The sequence below is a fragment of the Pseudomonas sp. KnCO4 genome (assembly GCF_045344305.1).
Lineage (GTDB): Bacteria > Pseudomonadota > Gammaproteobacteria > Pseudomonadales > Pseudomonadaceae > Aquipseudomonas > Aquipseudomonas anuradhapurensis.
In genome coordinates this window covers 682,661-696,739 of the sequence record NZ_CP174199.1, presented here as the reverse complement: position 1 = coordinate 696,739, position 14,079 = coordinate 682,661, and the positions used below count along the sequence as shown (strand labels likewise).

Below are 14,079 nucleotides of genomic sequence, written 5' to 3'. Positions count from 1 at the left end.
GTCAGTCTCCTTGCAATCTTTGCCGCCAGGCAATGCGCCGCGCACCGTCGTCGGCCACGGCATAGACCGCCTCAAGTACATGGCGGGGCTGGGCCTGCAGGCTGACGGCGGTAATCCTGAACAGGGCAACCTGCTGCCCTTCCGGCATGTGCGCGGCACGGCTGCTCGACCCCAGGTTCTGCAACTGGAAATAGCCCATGCGCGTGCGCTGCCATTGCCCGGCCAGATCGTGCGGGCGGGCTGGGGGCGGGCAGGCATTGCAAGGGGCAGGCGGTGCCCGATGCACCTCGCCCTCCCCCGCCAGCAAGGCTTCCTCGGCTTGTTCCAGCGCCAGCAGGCCGTCGCGCAGGTAGCCAGCCATTCGTGTTTCCACCAGCGCAGCGCGCAGGGAGGATGCTGCCAGCAGGCCGAGCAACATGCTCAAGAGCAATGCCAGCAACAGCACCAGGCCACGCTGGCGGTTCATGAGGCAGGCACCGGGTTGCGGATTGTCACGCTCAGCTCATGCTGCTGTTCGAGCCTGAGCATCGGTTCGTACAGCGTCAGGGCAATGTCTATGCGCTCGCCCTGCGCCATTTGCACGCGCTCGAGACGCATCGCCCGCACGTTCTCGAGCAGCGGTTGAGCCTTGCTATCAGCGCGCTTGAACGTCAGCTTGGTGCCTTGCAGCTGATAGGTATACCGGCTGACCGGCTGTACCACTGGGTAGCCCGTCTGTCGTTGCTTGCTCACCCGTACGGTTTCGAGACAGTCGGTGTGCAAGAACCAGTCTGGCGCCCCGGCCTGCCCGGGCAACTCTGCCACCACCAGGCTGAGCCTGGTGCCTTCGACTTGCAACGGGCGGCCGAACGCCTGCCGTGCTGGCACTTCGGCGAAATCGCCAGGCTGCAGGCGCAGGCAGCCGAACATGCCTGCCATGCGGATATCCTGCGCCATGCGCAGCAATACCAGGCGGGCCTCGTCCTGCATGTGTGCTGCCGTACTCAGTAGTTGCCAGCTCTGGTGCGCCGCAACAAAGACCTGGCTAGCCGCCGCCAGCAGCATCAGGCCAAGCGCCAGGGCGATCATCACCTTATGCAAACCAAACCCGCGTTGCCTGCGTTTCACTGCAGCCTCCGTTCTTGCTCGCTGTGCGCCGCCATTGCTGCCTGCCCATCGCGGCGCGCGCCCTCCACGGCCTGCAATGCCTGCAATTGCAGGCCTGCCGCTGCAAACAGGCCGACCGCCACCACCACCAGCGCCAAGAGCACTTCCAGCAGTGTCATGCCTCGTTGAACTGCCTGCATCCCTGCACCTCCTGAGACTTTTCCTGCAATTGCCTTGAACTCGGGCGACTGGTGCTCCTGTCCAACGACCGAGAAGCTATAGCCAAGCACTTCCAGGGAGGAATGCACGGTGAAGCAACGAGGCGTAACACTGATTCAAATGTTGTCGGCTTTGGCAGTGGCGGTGTTGCTGACCCAGCTCGGCATGCCCGCCTATGCCCGGTTGAGCGACGACTTGCACAGGGCAGCTGCCGCCCGCGACCTGGCGCAGGCCCTGCGCACTGCGCGCAGCCATGCCATGCTGCAAGGCCAGCCGGTGCTGGTGCAGGCCCTGGACGGCAAGTGGGGGAACGGTTGGCGGGTACTGCTGGAACATAACCAGCAAGTGCTGCGTGAACAGCGTCTTTCACGGCCTCTGGAGATTGCTGGCAATCGTGGCGGGCAGGTGAAATTCAGTGCGCAGGGGGTTCCACTGGGGCTGGGCAACCAGTTGCTGGCTACCACGCTGCGTGTTTGTGAGCGGTCGTCAGGCGACAGCCGCTACAAGGTGGTGCTGGCATCCACCGGCAGGGTCAGGCTGGATACAGAGGCCGGCCCAGGCACCCAGTGTCCGGCCGCCCAGCCCTGAACCAGCCGTAGCCACCTATCGCCGGCAAGCCAGCGATGGGGCCGGGATAGGGTCACTTCAAATCAGCGAACGAACCCGCAGCTCTTTGGGCATGGAGAAGGTGATGTTCTCTTCACGCCCATCCAGTTCTTCAGCGCCGGTAGCGCCCCAGGCCTTGAGCTGCTCGATCACGCCACGCACCAGCACCTCGGGGGCCGAAGCGCCCGCAGTAATACCGATTCGCGCCTTCTGCTCGAACCAGCCACGTTGCAGGTCTTCGGCGCCATCGATCAGGTAGGCCGGCGTGCCCATGCGCTCGGCCAGCTCGCGCAGGCGGTTGGAGTTGGAGCTGTTCGGGCTGCCGACCACCAGTACCACGTCGCACTCGTCCGCCAGTTGCTTCACCGCATCCTGGCGATTCTGGGTGGCGTAGCAGATGTCATCCTTGCGCGGGCCGCCGATGTTCGGGAAACGTGCGCGCAGGGCGTCGATGACGCGGCTGGTGTCGTCCATCGACAGCGTGGTCTGGGTGACGAAGGCCAGGTGGTCCGGGTCTTTCACCTGCAGGTTGGCGACATCCTCCTCGTCCTCGACGAGATAGATGGCGCCACCGTTGCTGGCGTCGTACTGGCCCATGGTGCCTTCGACTTCCGGGTGCCCTTCGTGGCCGATGAGGATGCACTCACGGCCATCGCGGCTGTACTTGGCCACTTCGATGTGCACCTTGGTCACCAACGGGCAGGTGGCGTCGAACACTTTCAGGCCACGGCCAGCGGCTTCCTGGCGCACGGCCTGGGAAACCCCGTGGGCGCTGAAGATGACGATGACGTCATCCGGCACCTGGTCCAGCTCCTCGACGAAGATGGCGCCACGGTTGCGCAGGTCTTCGACCACGAACTTGTTGTGCACCACTTCGTGACGCACATAGATCGGCGGGCCGAAGACTTCCAGCGCGCGGTTGACGATCTCGATCGCCCGGTCGACCCCCGCGCAAAAGCCGCGAGGGTTGGCGAGTTTGATTTGCATGTTCAGCTCCAGGCTTACAGGGCCTTGACCTCGAGGATCTCCACCTCGAAGGTCAGGGTCTTGCCAGCCAGTGGGTGATTGAAGTCGATGGTCACCTGGTCGTCATCGAACGCCTTGACCACACCCGGCAGCTCGGTATTGGCGGCATCGTTGAAGATGATCAGCAATCCCTCGGACAGCTCCATGCCCTCGAACTGGGACCGCGGCATGACTTGCACGTTCTGTGGGTTAGGCTGGCCGAAGGCGTTCTCCGGGGCCACCACCACGTTGCGCTTGTCACCGGCCTTGAAGCCGAACAGGGCGTTCTCGAAACCTGGCAGCAGGTTGCCATCGCCCACCTTGAAGGTGGCCGGGGCCTTGTCGAAGGTGCTGTCGACGGTATCGCCGTTTTCCAGGTGCAGCGCGAAGTGCAGGGTGACTTCGGTGTTCTGGCCGATACGGGTGTCAGTCATGGACCGGATCCTCGGACTTCTTGCTCTTGAACATATCCAGCGCCAGCATCACCGCACCAACGGTGATGGCGCTGTCGGCCAGGTTGAAGGCCGGGAAGTAATGGCGGTTCTGCCAGTGCACCAGGATGAAGTCGACCACATGGCCGAGCACGACGCGGTCGTACAGGTTGCCGATCGCACCACCCAGCACCAGCGCCAGCGCCACGGCCAGCCAGGTCTCGTTGCGCCCCAGGCGCTTGAGCCATACCACCAGCACGGCACTGACCACCACGGCGATCAGGGCGAACAGCCAGCGCTGCCAGCCGGAGCTTTCCGCCAGGAAGCTGAAGGCCGCGCCGGTGTTGTAGGCCAGGGTCCAGCTGAAGTAGCCGGGAATCACGACGATCTGCTGGTACATGGTCAGGGCATTGTTGAAATACAGCTTGGTGGCCTGGTCGAGGACCAGGACCAACAGGCTCAGCCAAAGCCATGCAAGGCGCCCGAAGCGCCCCGCTGCAGGGTTAGGCATAGTGGCGCACCTCACCCGAGCCGCTCAGGTTGTCGACGCAACGGCCGCAGATTTCCGGATGCTCCGGATGGCTGCCGACGTCGGCGCGGAAGTGCCAGCAACGGCCGCACTTGGCGTGGCCGGACTTGACCACCTTCAACTTCAGGCCTTCGACTTCGGTGGCCACGGCTTCGGCCGGCGCCTGGGCGAACGGCACCACGCTGGCGGCCGAGGTGATCAGCACGAAGCGCAGCTCGTCACCCAGCTTGCCCAGGTCGGCGCTCAGGCCTTCGTCGGCATACAGGGTGACTTCGGCCTGCAGGTTGCCGCCGATGACCTTGGCGGTACGCTGGTTCTCCAGCTCCTTGTTGACCGAGGCCTTCACCGCCATCACGCGGTCCCAGTAGGCGCGGTCCAGCTCGGTGCCTTCCGGCAGCTCGCTCAGGCCCTGGTACCAGCCATTGAGCATCACCGACTCGTTGCGCTCGCCCGGCAGGTACTGCCAGATTTCGTCGGCGGTGAACGCCAGGATCGGGGCGATCCAGCGCACCAGCGCCTCGCTGATGTGGTACAGCGCGGTCTGGCAGGAACGGCGGGCGACACTGTTGGCGCCGGTGGTGTACTGGCGGTCCTTGATGATGTCGAGGTAGAAGCCTCCCAGTTCCTGCACGCAGAAGTTGTGCACCTTGGAGTAGACGTTCCAGAAACGGTACTCGCTGTAGTGCTCTTCCAGCTCGCGCTGCAGCAGCAGGGTGCGGTCGACTGCCCAGCGGTCCAGCGCCAGCATGTCTTGCGGGGCCAGCAGGTCGCGCGCCGGGTCGAAGCCGGACAGGTTGGACAGCAGGAAGCGTGCGGTATTGCGGATGCGGCGGTAGGCGTCGGCGCTACGCTGCAGGATCTGCTCGGAAACGGCCATCTCACCGGAGTAGTCGGTGGCGGCGACCCACAGGCGCAGGATGTCGGCACCCAGGGTGTTGTTGACCTTTTCCGGCTCGATGGTGTTACCCAGCGACTTGGACATCTTGCGGCCGTTCTCGTCCACGGTGAAGCCGTGGGTCAGCAGCTCGCGATACGGCGCATGGCCGTCGATGGCGCAGCCGGTCAGCAGCGAAGAGTGGAACCAGCCGCGGTGCTGGTCGGAACCTTCCAGGTACAGGTCGGCACGCGGGCCGGTGGCGTGGCCAATGTCGTGCGAACCACGCAGCACATGCCAGTGGGTGGTCCCCGAGTCGAACCAGACGTCGAGGGTGTCGGCGATCTTGTCGTACTGCTCGGCTTCGGCGCCCAGCAGTTCGGCAGCGTCCAGCTTGAACCAGGCCTCGATGCCCTGCTGCTCGACGCGCTTGGCCACTTCTTCCATCAGCTCGACGGTGCGCGGGTGCAGTTCGCCGGTCTGCTTGTGCAGGAAGAACGGGATCGGCACGCCCCAGTTGCGCTGACGCGAGATGCACCAGTCCGGGCGGTTGGCGATCATCGCGTGCAGGCGCGCCTGGCCCCAGGCGGGTACGAACTTGGTGTCCTCGATGGCTTTCAGCGCGCGCTCACGCAGCGGCTCGCCAGTGGACGGCTGCTTGTCCATGCCCACGAACCACTGCGCGGTGGCGCGGTAGATCAGCGGGGTCTTGTGGCGCCAGCAGTGCATGTAGCTGTGGCTGATGGTTTCGGTGTGCATCAGCGCACCGACTTCGCTCAGCTTGTCGACGATGGCCGGGTTGGCCTTCCAGATGAACTGGCCGCCGAAGAATGGCAGCGAATCCACATACACGCCGTTGCTCTGCACCGGGGTGAGGATGTCGTCGTTGACCATGCCGTAGCGCTTGCAGGTGACGAAGTCGTCTTCACCGTAGGCTGGCGAGGAGTGCACCACGCCGGTACCGGCGCCCAGCTCGACGTAGTCGGCCAGGTACACCGGCGACAGGCGATCGTAGAACGGGTGACGGAAGTTGATCAGCTCCAGTGCCGAACCCTGGGCGGTGGCGATCACCGAGCCTTCCAGGTTGTAGCGCTTCAGGCACGCTTCGACCAGTTCTTCGGCCAGCACCAGCAGGCGCGCGCCGGTATCGACCAGGGCGTACTTGAACTCGGGGTGGATGTTCAGCGCCTGGTTGGCCGGGATGGTCCACGGGGTGGTGGTCCAGATCACGATGGCGGCCGGCTTGGCCAGCGCATCAAGGCCGAACGCGGCGGCCAGCTTGGCCTCATCGGCAACCGGGAAGGCCACGTCGATGGTCTGCGATTTCTTGTCGGCGTACTCGACTTCGGCTTCGGCCAGCGCCGAGCCACAATCGAAGCACCAGTTCACCGGCTTCAGGCCCTTGAACACGAAGCCCTGCTTGACCATCTCGGCCAGGGCGCGGATTTCACCGGCCTCGTTGGCAAAGTTCATGGTCTTGTACGGGTTGTCCCAGTCACCCAGCACGCCCAGGCGGATGAACTCGGTCTTCTGCCCTTCGATCTGCTCGGCGGCATACTCGCGGCACAGCTCGCGGGTGCGGTCGGCGGACAGGTGTTTGCCGTGGGTGACCTCGACCTTGTGCTCGATCGGCAGGCCATGGCAGTCCCAGCCCGGCACGTACGGCGCATCGAAGCCGGCCAGGGTCTTGGAACGGACGATCATGTCCTTGAGGATCTTGTTCAGCGCATGACCGATGTGAATCTTGCCGTTGGCATAGGGCGGGCCGTCGTGCAGGACGAACTTGGGACGATCCTTGCCAATTTCGCGCAGCTTCTGGTACAGGCCAATGCTGTCCCAGCGCTGCAGGATCTGCGGTTCGCGCTGAGGCAGGCCGGCCTTCATGGGGAAGGCGGTGTCCGGAAGGTTTAGCGTGGCTTTGTAGTCGGTCATTTCAGGCTCTTCGTTAACGGTTGAGCGTGCCAATGTGCACGTGCGGCGGCGATATCCGCATCGATCGCCGACTTCAGCGCCTCCAGGGAGGCGAAACGCTGCTCTTCACGCAGCTTGTGGTGGAACTCCACCGTCAGGCGCCGGCCATACAGGTCGCCGGCATAGTCCAGCAGATGAATCTCCAGGTGCGGGCGCCCGTCACCGGCAACGGTGGGGCGCACGCCGATATTGCCGACACCCGGCCAGGCCTTGCCGTCGATCTCGATGCTGGCCAGGTAGACCCCGGACAACGGCACCCGGCGGCGCTTGAGCTGGATGTTGGCGGTGGGTGTACCGAGCTGGCGGGCCAGCTTCTGGCCGTGCAGCACGCGGCCGCTGATGCGGTACGGGCGGCCCAGCAGGTGCTCGGCGAGTTCGAAGTTGCCTTCGGACAGCGCCTTGCGCACTTCGGTGCTGCTGACCCGCAGGCCGTCCTGGATCACTGTGTTGGCGGCCTCGACAGAGAAGCCGTACTGCTTGCCGGCATCGACCAGGAAGGCAAAGTCACCGGCGCGATCGCAACCAAAGCGGAAGTCATCACCCACTTCGAGGTGGCGTACCCCCAGGCCGTCGACAAGGATGGTCTTGACGAAGGCATCGGCACCGAGCTGGCTCAGGCGCTGGTTGAATGCCAGGCACAGGACCTGGTCGATGCCTTCGGCTGCCAGCAGCTCGATCTTGTCGCGCAGGCGGGCCAGGCGCGCCGGCGCGCTATCGGGGGCGAAATATTCGCGTGGCTGGGGTTCGAAGATTACCACGCAGGTCGGCAGGCCCAAGGCCTGGCCGCGCTCGCGCAGGCGCGCCAGGATCGCCTGGTGGCCGCGGTGAACCCCGTCGAAGTTGCCAATGGTGGCGACACAGCCCCGGTGCTCGGGGCGCAGGTTGTGAAGACCTCGAACCAGCTGCATAACGCGCTTCTTGCTCATAAAGTGGCCGATTATAACCACACCCGGGCGCCGGTGACAGGCAGCAGCGCCCAAGGGCGGCGTGGAATGCGAAAAACCGACGCCTGACCCACCCGCTGCCTCAGTGCAAGGCCTTGCGGGCGAAATGCCGTGGGCGGAAGCCGCACAGGTACAGGCAGCCGAAATAGCTCACGACGCCAGCCAGTACCAGCGCTGCCAGGCGTAGCAGGCGCTCGAGCATGTTGCCCTGCTCCCAGGCCGGCAGGAAGTGCATGCCAGCCAGCAACACTGCCGACATCAGCCCGACGGCCAGCAGCAGCTTGAGCAGGAACATCGCCCAGCCTGGCTGCGGCTGGAACAGTTGCTGGCTGCGCAGCTTCCAGAACAGCAGGCCGGCATTCAGGCAGGCGCCCAGGCTGATTGCCAGTGCCAGCCCGGCGTGTGCCAGCGGGCCGATCAGGGCCAGGTTGAACAGCTGCGTGCAGACCAGGGTGAACACCGCGATCTTCACTGGCGTGCGGATATTCTGCTGCGCATAGAAGCCCGGGGCCAGTACTTTGACCAGAATGATCGCCAGCAAGCCCACCGAATAGGCAATCAGCGCCCGCTGGGTCATGGCTGCGTCGGTGGCGCTGAACTTGCCGTACTGGAACAGCGCCACGGTCAGCGGCTCGGCGAGGATGGCCAGGGCCAGGGTGCAAGGCAGCACCAGCAGGAAGCACAGGCGCAGGCCCCAGTCGAGGATCCGCGAGTACTCTTCGCGGTCCTTGTTGGCGTAGGTCTTGGCCAAGGTCGGCAGGAGGATGGTGCCCAAGGCCACGCCCAGCACGCCTGAAGGCAGTTCCATGAGGCGGTCGGCGTAGTACATCCACGACACCGAGCCAGCCACCAGGAACGAGGCGAAGATGGTGTTGATGATCAGCGAGATCTGGCTCACCGACACCCCGAGGATCGCCGGCAGCATCTGCTTGAGCACCCGCCATACCCCGGTGTCGCGCAGGTTCAGGCGCGGCAGCACGAGCATGCCGATCCGCTTCAGCGCGGGCAGCTGGTACAGCAGCTGCGCCAGGCCGCCGGCCAGCACACCCCAGGCCAGGGCCATGATCGGCGGGTCGAAGTACGGCGTCAGCAGTACGGCGAAGGCGATCATCGCCACGTTCAACAGGGTCGGGGTGAAGGCCGGTACCGAGAAGCGGTTCCAGGTATTGAGGATGGCCCCGGCCAGCGAAGACAGCGAGATCAGCAATATATAAGGAAATGTCACCCGCAACAGGGCGGTGGTCAGCTGGTACTTTTCGGCACTGTCGACAAAGCCTGGCGCGGTAGCCCAGACCACCCATGGCGCGGCCAGGATGCCGATGGCGGTCACCAGCGCCAGGACCAGGGTCAGCAGGCCGCTGACATAGGCGACGAAGGTACGGGTGGCCTCCTCGCCTTGCTGGGTCTTGTATTCGGCCAGGATCGGCACGAAGGCCTGGGAAAACGCACCTTCGGCGAAGATGCGCCGCAGCAGGTTGGGCAGCTTGAAAGCGATGAAGAAGGCATCGGTGGCGATGCCGGCGCCAAAGATACGCGCCAGGATGGTGTCGCGGACAAAGCCCAGCACCCGCGAAATCATGGTGATCGAGCTTACCGCAGCCAGGGATTTGAGCAGGTTCATCGAAAAGATTCACGCCAAGGGCAGAGGACGCTGCCAGACAGCGTCCGAATGTGCGATACTCCCGCGCCTTCGCAGGGGAGCCAAAAATTCCCGAGTTTACAGGTCGCGCAGCAGAAAGGAATCTTTCCCTCCTGTTGGCGCACCGCTCGGCGGAACCTTGCAGGTGGCCTTGACATCCGCTCGACTGATCGGCATGATTCGCGGCCTATTTTGTTTGCTATTTACCTAAAGTCTTTCGAGGAGCTCGACGGTGGCCAACACACCTTCCGCCAAGAAACGTGCAAAACAGGCTGAGAAGCGTCGCAGCCACAACGCCAGCCTGCGTTCCATGGTCCGCACCTACATCAAGAATGTAGTTAAAGCCATCGACGCAAAAGACGCCGAAAAAGCGCAAGCCGCTTACGTTCTGGCTGTGCCTGTAATCGACCGTATGGCCGACAAGGGCATCATCCACAAGAACAAGGCTGCTCGTCACAAAGGCCGTCTGAATGGCCACATCAAGGCGCTGAAAGAAGCTGCAGCTGCCTAAGCGACGCGCTAGTCGAAAAACCGACCTCAGGGTCGGTTTTTTATTGCCTGCGATTTGTGCTTCAGCACTACCCCACGCCGCACCGCTTTTTGTAGGAGCGGCCTTGTGTCGCGATCGGGGTGCGTAGCAGCCCCTCGATTGCAGCTGCAACGCAGATACCGCTGGGGCTGCCTTGCAGCCCGATCGCGGCACAAGGCCGCTCCTACAAAGAGGCGAGCCTGAGGTGGCCTGGTATTACTTGGCTATCTGAATCTTCGGCGCCCACTTCAGCCAGTCTTCTTCGGCCTGGTCAAACAAGGCAAACGTCTGCTGCGGCCGTGCCGGGGTGCCCATCTGGTCACCATCCGGCGTGGCGAAGGCGATACCGCCGTCGATCAGGGTCTCCACCGACTCGGTACGCACCGTAGCCCCTTTGAACAGCCCCCAGTCGAGACCGAAGCCACTGCTGTTCCAGAAGCGACTGCCGCTGCGCACCAGTGCCGCATAGCGCGGCTCGATCAGGATATGGATCAGCACACGGTCAGCACTCTGGCCCAACTCGAAGCCTGTCACCTTGCCCACTGCGACCTCGCGGTAGGTCACCGGCACGCCCGGCTTGATCGAGCCACGGCGCGCCGCGCTGAGCGTCAACGGCAGGCCGACTTCCGGCCCTGCCACTTGCGGCGCCTCGGCCAGCGCGATGAAGTCACGCTGCGGGCCACGGTCCTTGGCTGCCGGCTGCACTTCCAGGTATTGCCCGCCGACCAGGGTGTCGAGGTTCTGGGTGCGCACCAGGCCAAAAGCCGGCTTGACCACCCAGAACTGCGTGCCGACCCGGGCAATACGGTCTGCAGCTTCGGTAATACGTGCCCGCAGCAATACCGCTTGCAGGTCATCCGTGAGGTCGACGCTCTCGATACTGCCTACATCCAGGCCACGGAAGCGGATAGCCGTACCCGGTTTCAAACCATCGGCACGGTCGACGCGGATGGTGACCAACGTACCGGCGCGGTTGGCCGCCTCTTGGCTGTCATGCAGGCGGAAGCGCGGAATATGGCGTTTGAGCGCCACATCGGGGCGCGGCGTGTCGAAGGCAATACCACCGGCCATCAGCGTTTGCAGCGACTCACTCTTGATCTTGATGCCGGACAGGCCACCGGTCAGGGTGATACCACTGACGTTCCAGAAGCGCGACGAGCCGTTGACCAGTTTTTCGTATTCCTTCTCGATATGCACGCCGATCAGGATGCGGTTGCTGTTACGCGCAAACTGGTAGCTTTGCACGCTACCCACCTTTACCTGGCGGTACATCACCGGGCTACCGATCTCCAGCGAGCCCAGGGTGTCGGCGAACAACACCATGTGCAGGCCAGGCGCCTTCAGGTCGAGTGGCGGCGCCTTGGCACGGGCCTCGAACTCACGCTCGGGGCGCGCGCCCTTCTCGCCGGGACGAATAGCGATGTAGTTGCCTTTGACCAAGGCTTCCAGGCCTGTGATACCCGCCAGCGAAATCGATGGTTTGACCACCCAGAACTGCGTGCCCTCGACCAGGTAGTCCTCGGTCAATGGGTCCAGCGTCAATTCGGCCGATGCGCTGGCCAGGTTGTCTTCCATCTTCAGGGTTTTCAGCGAGCCGACCTGGATACCTTTGTACATGACGGGGGTACGCCCCGCCTGCAGGCCTTCATAGTCGCTCAACTTCAGCTTTACCCGGATACCGGCCTGGGCCGCATCGAAATCTTCATACAGGCGGAACGGCAGGCTGGAGTCGGTGGGCGGGCTGTCCTTACGGTGTTCCGGCGTGGCAAAGGCGATACCACCGGCGACAATGCTGGACAGCGACTCGCTGCGCACCTTCACCCCCGACAGCGACGCATCGATGCTGACGCCGCTGGCGTTCCAGAAACGTGTGTGCTTGCGCACCAGGCTGGCGTATGCCGGCTCGATGAAGACCTTGATCTCGACGGTGCTTTGGTCATCGGAAAGGCGATAGCTCTTCACTCGGCCGACCTGGATCTGCTTGTAGAACACCGGGCTGTCACGGTTGAGCGAGCCCAGCCGCTCGGCCTTCAGGGTCAGGTGCAGGCCCGGCTCGGTGTCCGACAGCGGCGGCGCCACCTTCAACGCGGTGAAACGCTTGGTACGCTCGCCCTCCCCCGGGCTGACCGCGATGTAGTTGCCTGACACCAGTGTCTCAAGGCCGGAAATACCCGCCAGGCTGACACTTGGTTTTACCAGCCAGAAGCGCGTGCCTTTGGTCAGGTGGGGCTCGGCAGCCTTGTTCATCTCGATGGTGGCGATCACCCCCTGGTTCTCGCCCTTGGCGTCCAGCACCAGGCGGGTCACCTTGCCAACCGGCATGCCCTTGTAGATAACCTCGGTCTTGTTGGCGACGATCCCCTCACCCGATTCGAAGCGCACTTCAATTTCCACCCCGGCATCACGGTAAGCCTGCCAGGCCAGCCAGCCACCGATCATCAAGGCAATCAGAGGCAGTATCCAGATGGCCGACCAGTTCGAAGCTGGGCGGGTTTTAGCCGTTGGCAGGTCACTCATGGTCGTCATCCGACTCCGTGTTATCCCAAATCAGTCGGGGATCGAAAGTTAAAGCAGCAAGCATTGTCAGGATCACCACAGTTGCAAAGGCGACAGCGCCCAGGTTGGCTTCGACACTGGCGATTCGGCCAAAATTCACCACCGCCACCAGGATGGCGATAACGAAGATATCAAGCATGGACCAGCGCCCGATGAATTCGATGAAGCGGTACATCAATATCCGTTGCCGCGCCGAAAGCGGCTGCCGCCGCTGAACGGAATACAACAGCAGGCCAATGCCCACCAGCTTGAAGGTGGGCACCAGAATACTGGCAATGAACACCACCGCAGCAATGGGCAGCATGCCGTGCTTGAGCAAGGTGATGACACCGGACATGATCGTGTCAGGGCTGCCTTGGCCGAGCGTACTGACGGTCATGATCGGCAGCATGTTGGCCGGGATGTACAAGATCGATGCAGCGATCAGCAGCGCCCAGGTACGCACGATGCTGTTCGGCCGGCGGGCATGCACGATGGCGCCGCAGCGTGTGCAGGTCTGTGAAGTGCTGCCCGGCGCTTGCCGGTTCAGCTCGTGACATTCATTGCAGACCAGAATGCCTGCATCAATCGCCCGCATGCACGTCCTCCCCCGAAAGCGCTCTCCAGATCTGGTGCGGCGACATCACCACCTCGAGCCATACCTGGATCAACAGCAGGCTGATGAAGCAGAACAGCCCCAGGCCAACGGTCAGTTCAGCCAGGTCCACCAGCTTGACGATGGCCACCAGCACGCCCATGAAATAGACCTCGAGCATGCCCCAGTCACGCAAATGGTGATAGATGCGGTAGAACAGCAGGCCGTAATCACGGCCGATGTTCAGCCGGATGCTCAATAACACGGCCAGTTGGCACAGGAGTTTCGCCAGCGGTATGGCCATGCTGCAGAGAAACACCACCACGGCCACGCCGCGCATGCCCGAGTTGTACAGGCCCAGCACGCCGCTCCACACGGTATCGTCCGAGGTCTGGCCGAGCAGATGCAGCTGCATGATCGGCAGGAAATTGGCCGGTACGAACAGCAGCAGAGCGGTGAGTACCAACGCCAGGCTACGATTGACCACATTGTGCCGGTGGGCATAGAGCTCGTAACCGCAGCGCGGGCACAGGGCCTTTTCGTCGTGCTGGAGTACGGGCTTGCGCAGCAGCAGGTCGCACTCATGGCAGGCAACCAGCTCGTCCAACGGCAAGCGGGCCAATGATTCGGGTTCGACAGGGTTGGGCATATAGCGCTTCTGAATAGGTGCGTGGGGCTATTCTAGTGTTCTTGCCTGGATAGTGGGAGCGGGCCTTTCGTGGCGATCGGTGTAGGAACGGCTTCAGCCGCGAAACTGGCGACGCGGTTTGCCGGGTAGCTTGGGGTTGCAGGGTGGCGGCCGCTGTGCGGCCGATCGCGACGCAACGCCGCGCCTACAGGGAGCGCGCTTGTTTTGCCGGCGCAAAGACAAAACCCCTACCTGCATGCGCAGATAGGGGTTTTGCGAAATGAATCTTGACGATGACCTACTCTCACATGGGGAAGCCCCACACTACCATCGGCGATGCATCGTTTCACTGCTGAGTTCGGGATGGGATCAGGTGGTTCCAATGCTCTATGGTCGTCAAGAAATTCTGTTGCCAGAAGGTCTTGGTAGACACTCCAGCGAATTCGGATATGTGATGTTCGTGGTTCGTTGCGAACTTTCGGTTCGTA

The 14,079-nt window shown here is 63.1% G+C and carries 14 protein-coding genes and 1 rRNA gene; 2 read left to right on the top strand and 13 right to left on the bottom strand.

From position 1 onward, the window contains the following. Position 1: 1 nt before the first annotated feature. Genes ACJA3S_RS03190 through ACJA3S_RS03180 form a run of 3 tightly spaced genes read right to left on the bottom strand, consistent with a single transcriptional unit; the run spans position 2 to position 1,286 of the window. Positions 2 to 466: a hypothetical protein gene (locus ACJA3S_RS03190; protein WP_406820812.1), complete on the bottom strand. Its 465-nt coding sequence runs from the start codon at positions 464 to 466 to the stop codon at positions 2 to 4. Beyond that, positions 463 to 1,107, bottom strand: a complete 645-nt coding sequence (locus ACJA3S_RS03185) for a PilW family protein (RefSeq protein WP_406820811.1) — start codon at positions 1,105 to 1,107, stop codon at positions 463 to 465. The genes ACJA3S_RS03190 and ACJA3S_RS03185 overlap by 4 nt, the downstream gene beginning before the upstream one ends. After that, entirely contained in the window at positions 1,104 to 1,286 is a 183-nt protein-coding gene (locus ACJA3S_RS03180) for a prepilin-type N-terminal cleavage/methylation domain-containing protein (protein WP_406822192.1), read from the bottom strand. The genes ACJA3S_RS03185 and ACJA3S_RS03180 overlap by 4 nt, the downstream gene beginning before the upstream one ends. Before the next feature lie 109 nt (positions 1,287 to 1,395). On the opposite strand from ACJA3S_RS03180, the gene ACJA3S_RS03175 reads away from it, so the two are divergent. Continuing rightward, entirely contained in the window at positions 1,396 to 1,893 is a 498-nt protein-coding gene (locus tag ACJA3S_RS03175; protein ID WP_406820810.1) for a GspH/FimT family pseudopilin, read from the top strand. Between the two features lie 57 nt (positions 1,894 to 1,950). Here the strand turns inward: ACJA3S_RS03175 and ispH are convergent, their stop codons facing one another. The 6 genes from ispH to murJ all read right to left on the bottom strand — a co-directional run bounded on the left by ispH (position 1,951) and on the right by murJ (position 9,286). Further along, the gene (gene ispH / locus ACJA3S_RS03170; protein WP_186674026.1) at positions 1,951 to 2,898 is read right to left on the bottom strand and encodes a 4-hydroxy-3-methylbut-2-enyl diphosphate reductase; all 948 of its coding nucleotides are present in this window, start codon (positions 2,896 to 2,898) and stop codon (positions 1,951 to 1,953) included. Positions 2,899 to 2,912: 14 nt separating this feature from the next. Beyond that, complete coding sequence (gene fkpB, locus ACJA3S_RS03165; protein WP_186674028.1) at positions 2,913 to 3,350, bottom strand: FKBP-type peptidyl-prolyl cis-trans isomerase; 438 nt, start codon at positions 3,348 to 3,350, stop codon at positions 2,913 to 2,915. Next, positions 3,343 to 3,858: a signal peptidase II gene (gene lspA / locus ACJA3S_RS03160; protein ID WP_406820809.1), complete on the bottom strand. Its 516-nt coding sequence runs from the start codon at positions 3,856 to 3,858 to the stop codon at positions 3,343 to 3,345. Before lspA ends, fkpB begins: the two co-directional genes overlap by 8 nt. Then, on the bottom strand, positions 3,851 to 6,682 hold the full coding sequence (ileS, locus tag ACJA3S_RS03155; protein ID WP_186689413.1) for an isoleucine--tRNA ligase: 2,832 nt from the start codon (positions 6,680 to 6,682) through the stop codon (positions 3,851 to 3,853). Before ileS ends, lspA begins: the two co-directional genes overlap by 8 nt. After that, positions 6,679 to 7,629, bottom strand: coding sequence for a bifunctional riboflavin kinase/FAD synthetase (gene ribF / locus ACJA3S_RS03150; RefSeq protein ID WP_170028135.1), 951 nt, complete (start codon positions 7,627 to 7,629; stop codon positions 6,679 to 6,681). Before ribF ends, ileS begins: the two co-directional genes overlap by 4 nt. A 118-nt stretch (positions 7,630 to 7,747) precedes the next feature. Next, the gene (gene murJ, locus ACJA3S_RS03145) at positions 7,748 to 9,286 is read right to left on the bottom strand and encodes a murein biosynthesis integral membrane protein MurJ (RefSeq protein WP_406820808.1); all 1,539 of its coding nucleotides are present in this window, start codon (positions 9,284 to 9,286) and stop codon (positions 7,748 to 7,750) included. 250 nt (positions 9,287 to 9,536) lie between these two features. On the opposite strand from murJ, the gene rpsT reads away from it, so the two are divergent. Next, positions 9,537 to 9,815 carry a 30S ribosomal protein S20 gene (gene rpsT, locus ACJA3S_RS03140; RefSeq protein WP_003247625.1) on the top strand — a complete coding sequence of 93 codons (279 nt, stop codon included), beginning with the start codon at positions 9,537 to 9,539 and terminating at the stop codon, positions 9,813 to 9,815. A 234-nt stretch (positions 9,816 to 10,049) separates the two neighbouring features. Here rpsT and ACJA3S_RS03135 read toward each other — a convergent pair whose 3' ends face one another. The 4 genes from ACJA3S_RS03135 to rrf all read right to left on the bottom strand — a co-directional run bounded on the left by ACJA3S_RS03135 (position 10,050) and on the right by rrf (position 13,992). Next, positions 10,050 to 12,350 carry an MlaD family protein gene (locus ACJA3S_RS03135; RefSeq protein WP_406820807.1) on the bottom strand — a complete coding sequence of 767 codons (2,301 nt, stop codon included), beginning with the start codon at positions 12,348 to 12,350 and terminating at the stop codon, positions 10,050 to 10,052. Further along, positions 12,343 to 12,966, bottom strand: a complete 624-nt coding sequence (locus ACJA3S_RS03130) for a paraquat-inducible protein A (protein WP_406820806.1) — start codon at positions 12,964 to 12,966, stop codon at positions 12,343 to 12,345. Before ACJA3S_RS03130 ends, ACJA3S_RS03135 begins: the two co-directional genes overlap by 8 nt. Beyond that, the gene (locus ACJA3S_RS03125; RefSeq protein ID WP_406820805.1) at positions 12,953 to 13,612 is read right to left on the bottom strand and encodes a paraquat-inducible protein A; all 660 of its coding nucleotides are present in this window, start codon (positions 13,610 to 13,612) and stop codon (positions 12,953 to 12,955) included. The genes ACJA3S_RS03130 and ACJA3S_RS03125 overlap by 14 nt, the downstream gene beginning before the upstream one ends. 264 nt (positions 13,613 to 13,876) lie before the next feature. Beyond that, positions 13,877 to 13,992 (bottom strand): 5S ribosomal RNA (gene rrf / locus ACJA3S_RS03120). Positions 13,993 to 14,079: the final 87 nt, after the last annotated feature.

Bases quoted from the DNA above. Each gene is read 5' to 3' on its own strand.
- ACJA3S_RS03125 (WP_406820805.1), bottom strand. From the start codon at position 13,612: ATGCCCAACCCTGTCGAACCCGAATCATTGGCCCGCTTGCCGTTGGAC.
- ACJA3S_RS03130 (WP_406820806.1), bottom strand. From the start codon at position 12,966: ATGCGGGCGATTGATGCAGGCATTCTGGTCTGCAATGAATGTCACGAG.
- ileS (WP_186689413.1), bottom strand. From the start codon at position 6,682: ATGACCGACTACAAAGCCACGCTAAACCTTCCGGACACCGCCTTCCCC.
- ACJA3S_RS03190 (WP_406820812.1), bottom strand. From the start codon at position 466: ATGAACCGCCAGCGTGGCCTGGTGCTGTTGCTGGCATTGCTCTTGAGC.
- ACJA3S_RS03180 (WP_406822192.1), bottom strand. From the start codon at position 1,286: ATGCAGGCAGTTCAACGAGGCATGACACTGCTGGAAGTGCTCTTGGCG.
- ACJA3S_RS03135 (WP_406820807.1), bottom strand. From the start codon at position 12,350: ATGAGTGACCTGCCAACGGCTAAAACCCGCCCAGCTTCGAACTGGTCG.
- ribF (WP_170028135.1), bottom strand. From the start codon at position 7,629: ATGCAGCTGGTTCGAGGTCTTCACAACCTGCGCCCCGAGCACCGGGGC.
- fkpB (WP_186674028.1), bottom strand. From the start codon at position 3,350: ATGACTGACACCCGTATCGGCCAGAACACCGAAGTCACCCTGCACTTC.
- ispH (WP_186674026.1), bottom strand. From the start codon at position 2,898: ATGCAAATCAAACTCGCCAACCCTCGCGGCTTTTGCGCGGGGGTCGAC.
- lspA (WP_406820809.1), bottom strand. From the start codon at position 3,858: ATGCCTAACCCTGCAGCGGGGCGCTTCGGGCGCCTTGCATGGCTTTGG.
- murJ (WP_406820808.1), bottom strand. From the start codon at position 9,286: ATGAACCTGCTCAAATCCCTGGCTGCGGTAAGCTCGATCACCATGATT.